This window comes from Streptomyces sp. SID5910 (assembly GCF_009862125.1).
Classification (GTDB): Bacteria; Actinomycetota; Actinomycetes; order Streptomycetales; family Streptomycetaceae; genus Streptomyces.
The window spans coordinates 1-8,424 of record NZ_WWHX01000832.1 but is presented as its reverse complement, the minus strand read 5'-3'; the positions used below and the strand labels follow the sequence as shown (position 1 = coordinate 8,424).

Annotated in this window: 7 protein-coding genes and 1 pseudogene; 3 read left to right on the top strand and 5 right to left on the bottom strand. The window is 73.6% G+C overall.

Annotated features, from left to right (window positions below):
- Together GTW67_RS29355 and GTW67_RS29350 are read left to right on the top strand one after the other, a co-directional pair.
- Nucleotides 1-650, top strand: a 650-nt coding sequence (locus GTW67_RS29355) for an energy-coupling factor ABC transporter ATP-binding protein (protein WP_161167781.1), incomplete at its 5' end; no start/stop codon positions are given.
- 87 nt (nucleotides 651-737) lie between these two features.
- Complete coding sequence (locus tag GTW67_RS29350) at nucleotides 738-1,928, top strand: serine hydrolase (protein WP_161167782.1); 1,191 nt, start codon at nucleotides 738-740, stop codon at nucleotides 1,926-1,928.
- A gap of 19 nt (nucleotides 1,929-1,947) precedes the next feature.
- On the opposite strand, the gene GTW67_RS29345 is transcribed toward GTW67_RS29350, so the two are convergent.
- The 5 genes from GTW67_RS29345 to GTW67_RS29325 form a co-directional block, all read right to left on the bottom strand.
- Complete coding sequence (locus GTW67_RS29345) at nucleotides 1,948-2,223, bottom strand: DUF1876 domain-containing protein (protein ID WP_161167780.1); 276 nt, start codon at nucleotides 2,221-2,223, stop codon at nucleotides 1,948-1,950.
- A 71-nt stretch (nucleotides 2,224-2,294) separates the two neighbouring features.
- Nucleotides 2,295-3,140 carry an EamA family transporter gene (locus tag GTW67_RS29340; RefSeq protein ID WP_161167779.1) on the bottom strand — a complete coding sequence of 282 codons (846 nt, stop codon included), beginning with the start codon at nucleotides 3,138-3,140 and terminating at the stop codon, nucleotides 2,295-2,297.
- Nucleotides 3,137-3,643: a YbaK/EbsC family protein gene (locus GTW67_RS29335; protein ID WP_161167778.1), complete on the bottom strand. Its 507-nt coding sequence runs from the start codon at nucleotides 3,641-3,643 to the stop codon at nucleotides 3,137-3,139. Before GTW67_RS29335 ends, GTW67_RS29340 begins: the two co-directional genes overlap by 4 nt.
- A gap of 127 nt (nucleotides 3,644-3,770) precedes the next feature.
- On the bottom strand, nucleotides 3,771-6,002 hold the full coding sequence (locus tag GTW67_RS29330; protein WP_161167777.1) for an MMPL family transporter: 2,232 nt from the start codon (nucleotides 6,000-6,002) through the stop codon (nucleotides 3,771-3,773).
- 126 nt (nucleotides 6,003-6,128) lie between these two features.
- Entirely contained in the window at nucleotides 6,129-6,719 is a 591-nt protein-coding gene (locus GTW67_RS29325; protein ID WP_161167776.1) for a TetR/AcrR family transcriptional regulator, read from the bottom strand.
- Between the two features lie 162 nt (nucleotides 6,720-6,881).
- Between GTW67_RS29325 and GTW67_RS29320 the strand changes: the two are divergent.
- Nucleotides 6,882-8,424 (top strand): annotated as a pseudogene (locus GTW67_RS29320) (S41 family peptidase); the annotation flags it as partial.

Sequence of the window (8,424 nt, the reverse complement as noted above, 5' to 3'; positions counted from 1 at the left end):
TCGCGCTGCTCGGCCCGAACGGCGCCGGCAAGACGACCCTGGTGCTCCACCTCAACGGCATCCTGTCCGGCGGCGCCGGCACGGTCACCGTCGCCGGGCTGCCCGTGGACAAGCGGAACATGGCCGAGATCCGGCGCCGGGTCGGCATCGTCTTCCAGGACCCCGACGACCAGCTCTTCATGCCGACCGTGCGCGAGGACGTGGCCTTCGGACCGGCGGCGGCCGGGCTGAAGGGGGCCGAGCTGGAGGCGCGCGTGGACCGGGCGCTCGGCCTGGTCGGCATGGCCGCGTTCAAGGACCGGCCCCCGCACCACCTCTCCTTCGGCCAGCGACGCCGGGTCGCGGTCGCGACGGTGCTCGCCATGGAGCCGGAGATCCTGGTCCTGGACGAACCGTCGTCCAACCTGGACCCCGCCTCCCGCCGCGAACTCGCCGACATCCTGCGCTCCCTCGACGTCACGGTGCTGATGGTCACCCACGACCTGCCCTACGCCCTGGAGCTGTGCCCCCGCGCCCTGATCCTCAGCGACGGCGTGATCGCGGCGGACGGCCCCACCGGCGGCCTGCTCTCCGACGAGGCGCTGATGCGCGCCCACCGCCTGGAACTGCCCTTCGGCTTCGACCCGCGGTCGGTCACGTCGGGTACCTGAGGAATCGCAGGCGGTCGACGACTGTTGCACCCTCTGTCGCAGGCGAGCGGAAGGAAACACAGGGACGTGGACGGCGTGGACGCGGACGTGGAGATACACGGCACGGTGGCCGGGGGCTTCGAGCCGGTCAGGGACGCGTTCGCGCGGAACTTCGCGGCGCTCGGGGACCGGGGCGCGGCCGTCGCCGTCTACCGGGACGGGCGCAAGGTCGTCGACCTGTGGGGCGGCACGCGCGACATCGACGGCACCGAGCCCTGGCGCCGGGGCACCGCCCAGGTCGTGCGCTCGGCGACCAAGGGCGTCGCCGCCGCCGTACCGCTGCTGCTGCACCAGCGCGGGGAGCTGGACCTGGACGCGCCGGTCGGCGAGTACTGGCCGGAGTTCAAGGCGCACGGCAAGGAACGGGTGCTGGTCCGGCACGTGCTGAACCACCGGGCGGGGCTGCCGGTGCTGGACCGTCCGCTCACCCCCGAGGAGGCCCTCGACCCGCTGCGGGGCCCCGAGGCCGTCGCCGCGCAGGCACCCGTCTGGGAGCCGGGCACCGACCACGGCTACCACGCGCTGACCTACGGCTGGCTGCTGGACGAGCTGGTGCGCAGGGTGACGGGCGGGCGGAGCGCGGGCGAGTGGGTCGCCGACGAGATCGCCGGCCCGCTGGGCCTGGACCTGTGGCTCGGCCTGCCCGCCGAGGAGGAGGCCGCGGGCCGCGCAGGCCGGGTCGGCCGCGTCGAGGAGACGGAGCCGGCCGGGGGCGGCGGGCTGCGCCTGCGTCCCAAGCGTGCCGTCACCGAGGCGTACGGGGACCCGGACTCGCTCACCCGCCGCGCCTTCGCCGCGATCACGCCGTTCCCGGACCAGAACGACCCGGCGTACCGGGCGTCGGCCCTCCCGGCGACCAACGGCATCGCGACGGCCGACGCGCTGGCCCGCTTCTACGCGGCGCTGATCGGCGAGGCCGACACCGGGACGCGGCGGATCCGGCTGTTCGACCCGGCGACGACGGAACGCGCCCGCGCCGAGGAGTCGGCGGGCCCGGACCGGGTGCTGGTCGTCGGCACCCGCTTCGGCCTCGGCTACATGCTGCACGGCAGCGCGTCCCCGTTCCTGTCCCCCGGCTCCTTCGGCCACCCCGGCCGCGGCGGCGCCCTCGGCTTCGCCGACCCGGAGACGGGCATCGCCCTCGGCTACGTCACCAACGGCTTCCGCAAGTCCGTGACGGCCGACCCGCGGGCCCAGGCCCTGGTACGGGCGGTGCGGGCGTCGCTCGACGCGGGCTGAGCCCGGACCGGGGCCCGGCTCAGACGTGGATCGGGTGGGAGATCCGCCCCGACGCGTCGTCGATCTCGCCGTGCGCCTTGGTGAGCAACTGCATCGCGAGCTCGTTCAGCGCCCGCGCTCCGGCGACCTCCTCCCCGACCCGGGGCTGCCGGGAGTCCGCCCGGTGACGGCTGGCGTGGCCGTGCGCGCGCACCTCCGTGCCGTCGGGCAGCCGCACCATCGCGGCCGCGCGCGTGTGCCGTTCGTCCTCCGTGAACTCCAGCTCGACATGCCATCCCACAGCGGTGTGCATCATGACGATCACCTCCGGAACACCTGCTTCCAGAGTGCTCCTCGTCGCCGCCGCCCGCACTATCCGGCTCCGCACTACCCGGTGTGCAGCATCAGTCCGATCCCGACGACCAGCAGCCCCGCCGCCGCGATCCGCGGAGCGCCGAACCGCTCCTTGAAGAACACGGCACCGATCGCCGCGCCGACCAGGATGGACGACTCGCGCAGCGCGGCGATGGGGGCGAGTTCGGCGCGGGTCTGCGCCCACAGCACGAGGGCGTAGGCGGCGACGGACAGGGCCGCGCCGAGCAGCCCGAGACGGGCGTGCGGACGCAGCAGCGCCCAGGCGCCGGCGCGGTGGCGGTACAGGAAGTACGCCGGGAGGACCGTCCCCTGCACCGCCATCAGCCAGGCGATGTACCCGAGGGACGACCCGGACTCCCGGACACCGAGCCCGTCCACGACGGTGTACACGGCGATGGTCACCCCGGTCGCGAGGGCCGCGCCGATCGCCGCCCAGTCGGGCCGGCGCCCGCGCAGCCCCCACAGGGCGACGCCGGTCAGTCCCGCGCAGGACAGCGCGATGCCCGCGGTCGCCCATCCGTCGGGCACCTCGTGCGCGAAGACCGCGGCGAGGACGGTGACCAGCAGGGGCGCGCTGCCCCGGGCGATCGGGTAGGCCTGCCCGAAGTCGCCGAGCCGGAAGGACCGCATCAGCAGGGCGTAGTAGGCGATGTGGACGGCGGCGGACACGAGGAGGTACGGCCACGCGCCGGCCGCCGGGACGGCCGTGAACGGCACCAGTGCGAGCCCGATCAGCAGCCCGCCGCCGGAGATCAGGGCGAAGCCGGTGAGCTTGTCGGCGATCCGGTGGGCGATGGCGTTCCAGCCGGCGTGCGTGACCGCGGCGAGCAGGACGGCCGCGGTGACCAGCGGGGTCACGCCGAGGGCTCGCGCACGTCCACGAGGGTGGCGCCGGCGGTGGCGACGAGCTCCTTGGGCTCCATGGGGAAGACGCTGTACGGCGTGCCGGCGGCGGCCCAGACGACCTCGTGCGCGAGCAGGGACCGGTCGGCCAGCACCCGCGTCCTTTCGCGGTGCCCGAAGGGCGGCACGCCGCCGATGGCGTACCCGGTGGTCTCCCGCACGACGTCGGCCTTGGCCCGCGTGACCTTCCCGGCGCCGAGCTCCGCACGGACCCGCTCCAGGTCGACGCGGGAGGCCCCGTCCATGAGGACCAGCACAGGCACCCCGTCCGCGGCGAAGATCAGCGACTTGCAGATCTGGCTCAGCTCGCACCCGATCGCCGCGGCGGCCTCGGCCGCGGTCCGCGTCGCCTCCGGAAACCGCCGCACCTCCCCGACCAGCACATCGAGCCCGAGCCCGCGCAGGGCCTCGGCGAAACGGGGGTGGACGTCGGGGCTGCTGCCGGGGGTCGTCGTCATGACCGGCACGGTAGCGGTACGTGCAACCCGCATGCGACCCGGTTCGGGGCCCGCACACGGCGTGGCCGGTGAGGGCCGTCCCGTCCCCACGGGGCCCTCACCGGCCGGTTCTCGGCGTCGCGGTGCGTCAGGTGCGCGCCGGGACGCGGTCCTCGTCGGGGTCCGTGCCCCGGTCGGCGGCCGTGCGCAGGCCCTCGCCCTCGACGTCCACGTTGGGCAGGGCACGGTCCAGCCACCTCGGCAGCCACCAGGCCCTCTTGCCGAGCAGGGCGAGGACGGCCGGGACGATGGCCATGCGGACGACGAACGCGTCGAAGAAGACGGCGATCGCCAGGCCGAAGCCGATCATCTTGATCATGGACTCGCTGGAGCCGATGAAGCCCGCGAAGACCGCCATCATGATCACCGCGGCGGCCGTGACCACCCGGGCGCCGTGCTTGAAGCCGGTCACGACGGCCTGGTTCGGCTTCTCGCCGTGGACGTACGCCTCCCGCATGCGGGTGACCAGGAAGACCTCGTAGTCCATCGCCAGGCCGAAGACGACACCCACCATGAAGATCGGCATCATCGACATGACCGGGCCGGTCTCCTCGACGCCCATCAGGCCGGACAGCCAGCCCCACTGGAAGACCGCGACGACCGCGCCGAGCGCCGCCATGACGGACAGCAGGAAGCCGAGGGCCGCCTTCAGCGGGACCAGGACCGAGCGGAAGACCACGATGAGGAGCAGGAAGGCCAGGCCCACGACCAGGACCAGGTAGGGCAGCAGCGCGTCGTTGAGCTTCTGGCTGACGTCGATGTTCATCGCCGTCGCGCCGGTGACCAGGGTCTCCGCGCCGGTGTCCGCCTTGATGCCGGCGCCCGCGTCACGGATGGCGTGCACCAGGTCCTCGGTCTGCGCGGAGGACGGCTTGGAGTCCGGGATCACGGTGATCGTCGCGGTGTCGCCGGCCTTGTTGGGCGCGGGCGGGGTGACCGCCACGACGCCGCCCAGGCCCTTGATCCCGTCGGAGACGTCGGTGAACGCCTCCTTCGGCGCGTCGCTGCCCTTCGCGTCCACCACGACCATCAGCGGACCGTTGAAGCCGGCGCCGAAGCCCTCCGACAGCAGGTCGTACGCCCGGCGCTGCGTCGTGGACGTCGGCTGGGAGCCGTCGTCGGGCAGGCCCAGTTCGAGGGAGGTCGCGGGGATCGCGGCAGCGCCGAGACCGACGACGCCGAGCAGCAGCACGGCGACGGGACGGCGGACGACGAAGCTCGCCCAGCGGGTGCCCATGTTGGCCTTGGCGGGCTTGCCGGCCGCGTTCTTCCGCGCGGCACGGGCGCCGCCCAGCAGCTTGCTCTTCTCACCGGCCGGCTTGACCTTGCGGCCCGCGTAGCCGAGCAGCGCGGGGATCATCGTGAGGGCGATCAGGACCGCGATGGCGACCGTGCCGGCCGCCGCGACGCCCATCTTGGTCAGCATCGGGATGTTGACGACCGCGAGACCCACAAGCGCGATGACCACGGTGAGGCCGGCGAAGACCACGGCCGAGCCCGCGGTGCCGACGGCCCGCCCGGCCGCCTCCTCGCGTTCGCGGCCCTCGGCGAGTTCCGCGCGGTAGCGGGAGACGATGAACAGCGCGTAGTCGATGCCGACCGCGAGGCCGATCATCATCGCCAGCGTGGAGGTGGTGGAGCCCAGGTCCAGCACGCTGGCCAGCGCGGTGATCGAGGAGACGCCGATGCCGACGCCGATCAGCGCGGTGAGCAGCGGCAGTCCGGCGGCGATCAGCGAACCGAAGGTGACGACGAGGACGACCGCGGCGATCGCGATGCCGATGATCTCCGTCGCGCCCGTCTCCGGGACGGCCTGGAGCGCGTCACCGCCGATCTCGACGGTCAGCCCGGCGTCGCGCGCCTGCTGCGCGGCGTCCTCCAGGGCGTCCTTGGTGGACTCCTCCAGCTCCATGCCGGAGACGTCGTAGCGCACCGACGCGTAGGCGATCGTGCCGTCCTTGCTGACGGCGTCGCCCTGGTAGGGGTCGGCGACGGAGGCGACCTCGGAGCCGTCCGACAGCTCGTGGACGGTCTTCTCGACGGTCGCCTTGTTGCCGGCGTCCGTCATCTTCTCGCCGGCCGGCGACTTGAAGACGACGCGTGCGGTCGCCCCGTCGGCGCTCTGGCCCGGGAAGCGCTGTTCGAGCAGGTCGAAGGCCTTCTGGGCCTCCGTGCCGGGAATGGAGAAGGACGAGTTGCCGGCGGGCGGGGCGCTGGCCGCGCCGACACCGGCGAGAGTCAGCAGCGCCACCCAGATCAGGGCGACGAAGTGCCGTCGCCGGAAGGCGAGGCGGCCGAGTTTGTAGAGGAAAGTGGCCACGGGGGCGTACTCCCGGTCAGGTCGTGGGGTCTTCGGGGCAGGGATGATCGGCCCGACGACGTGAGCGGTGACGTCAGGTGGGGCTCAGGGACAGGGCTCAGGCGGGGGGCCTGGCCGAGGGACGTGTCAGGCGCCGAGGGCGGGGAGGATCACGGCGTCGATGTACGAGGTGAGGAACGCCCGGGTGGGCGGCTGGTCCTCCAGCAGCGTGCGGGTGGCGAAGGCGCCGACCAGCATGGGGACGAGGAAGTCCAGCGCGGGACAGTCCGCTCTGATCTCGCCCCGGTCGATCGCGCGTTGCAGCAGTCGGCGGAACTCCGCCATCTCCGGCTCCACGAGCTGTTCGCGGAACGCCTGGCGCAGGTCCGGATTCTGGTGGAGCGCCATGGCCACGCCCCGCATCAGCGCGGAGTTCTGAGCCATGGTGCAGTCGTCCTCGCGGTCCATCAGGGCGTGCAGGTCGCCCCGGAGGGTGCCGGTGTCGACGTCACCGACGTCACCGGGCTTGTTGTGCCGCATGGCCTTGACGACCAGCTCGGGCTTGCCGCCCCACTGACGGTAGAGCGTCGCCTTGCTGGACCGGGTGCGGGCGGCCACGGCGTCCATGGTGAGGGCGTCGTAGCCGACTTCCCGGAGCAGGTCGAGCACGGCGCCGTACAGCTCGGCCTCGCGCTCGGGAGTGATCCGACTGCGACGCGCGGTGGCGGTCTCGGTCATCTCGCTCTCCCCCTCTCCGGCCGGAACGGCACCGTTCGGCATGTCACTTCGTACGTGACGAATCTACCGCAGCCCACTAGCGAAACGAAACGGTTTCGTTCGTGTTGTGGGTCACGGTTGTCAGCTCCCCATAAGTTGCCGGTGCCCTGTCGGCGGCAAAGCATGGGATGGGTGAGTTATCTGCGCCTTCCCCACCTCAGCGGCGACCGGCTGTGCTTCGTGGCCGAGGACGACCTCTGGCTCGCCGACCTCGACGGTCCGGGCCGCGCCTGGCGGCTCACCGTCGACCGCACCAAGGCGGGCCACCCGCGCTTCTCGCCCGACGGCCGCCACATCGCCTACACCAGCTGGCGCACCCTGGTGCCGGAGGTCCACCTCGTGCCGGTCGACGGCGGACCCGGACGCCGGCTCACCCACTGGGGCGGCTTCGACACCCGCGTCTGCGGCTGGACGCCGCCCGAGCCCGACGGCGACAGCGCGGTCCTCGCCGTCGCCTCCCACGGCGAGCCCTTCTCGCACCTGACCTGGGCCTACAAGATCTCCCTCGACGGCGATCCCGGCCGCAAGCTGCCCTGGGGCCCGGTCACCGACATCCAGGCCGCCGACGTCGACGGCGAGCGCAGGACGCTCCTGCTCACCGGCACCCCGCCGCACGAACCGGCCGCCTGGAAGCGCTACCGGGGCGGCGCCACGGGCCGGCTGTGGCTGCACGGCGAGCGGCTGCTGCCCGACCTCGACGGGCACCTCGCCGCGCCCATGTTCGTCGCCGGCCGGGTCGCGTTCCTCTCCGACCACGAGGGCGTCGGCAACCTCTACTCGTGCGCCCCCGACGGCTCCGACCTGCGCCGCCACACCGACCACGACGCCTTCTACGCCCGCAACGCCGCGAGCGACGGTACTCGCGTGGTGTACCAGTGCGCCGGCGACCTGTGGATCGTCGACGACCTCTCGTCCGGCTCGGTGCCGCGCCGGCTCGACGTCCGGCTGAGCGGGCCGCGCGCGGGACGGCGTACGTACCAGGTGCCCGCGGCGCAGAACGTGGGCGGCATCTCCGTCGACGAGACGGGCCGCGCGAGTGCCGTCGTCGTCCGCGGCAGCCTGTACTGGCTCACCCACCGCGACGGCCCGGCCCGCACCATCGCCGACACCCCGGGCGTACGGGTCCGGCTGCCCGAGATGCTCGGGGAGAGCGGACGGGTCGCGTACGTGACGGACGCGGACGGCGAGGACGCCGTCGAGATCTCCTACCTGCCCCGGGCGACGGGGGGCCGGGCACCCCGCCGGCTGGCCTCCGGCAGGCTCGGCCGGGTGCTGGAGCTGGTCTCGGACCCGGCGGGCGAGCGCCTCGCCGTCGCCTCGCACGACGGCCGGCTGCTGCTGGTCGACGTGTCGGAGGAGACGGATGCCGCGGCGACGCTGGCGGACCTCACCGACACGGACACGGAGGCCGGCGGCGCGACCGCGGACACGGGCGCGGACCCGGGCGACGACACCACAGGCACCGGCGCGGACCCGAGCGCGGAGACCGCGGGCACCGGCCCGGGCCCGAGCGGCGGCACAGCGGCCACCGACGCGAACCCGAGCCGCGACACAGCTGGCACCGAAGCGGACCCGGGCGGCGGAACCGCAGGCACCCGCCCGCACCCGGGCGGCGGCACAGCGGACGCCGACGCGAGCCCGAGCCGCGACACAGCCGGCACCGAAG

What these genes read in the sequence shown, in the direction of transcription:
- GTW67_RS29345 (WP_161167780.1), bottom strand. Translation starts at nt 2,223, where the DNA reads ATGATGCACACCGCTGTGGGATGGCATGTCGAGCTGGAGTTCACGGAG.
- GTW67_RS29335 (WP_161167778.1), bottom strand. Translation starts at nt 3,643, where the DNA reads ATGACGACGACCCCCGGCAGCAGCCCCGACGTCCACCCCCGTTTCGCC.
- GTW67_RS29325 (WP_161167776.1), bottom strand. Translation starts at nt 6,719, where the DNA reads ATGACCGAGACCGCCACCGCGCGTCGCAGTCGGATCACTCCCGAGCGC.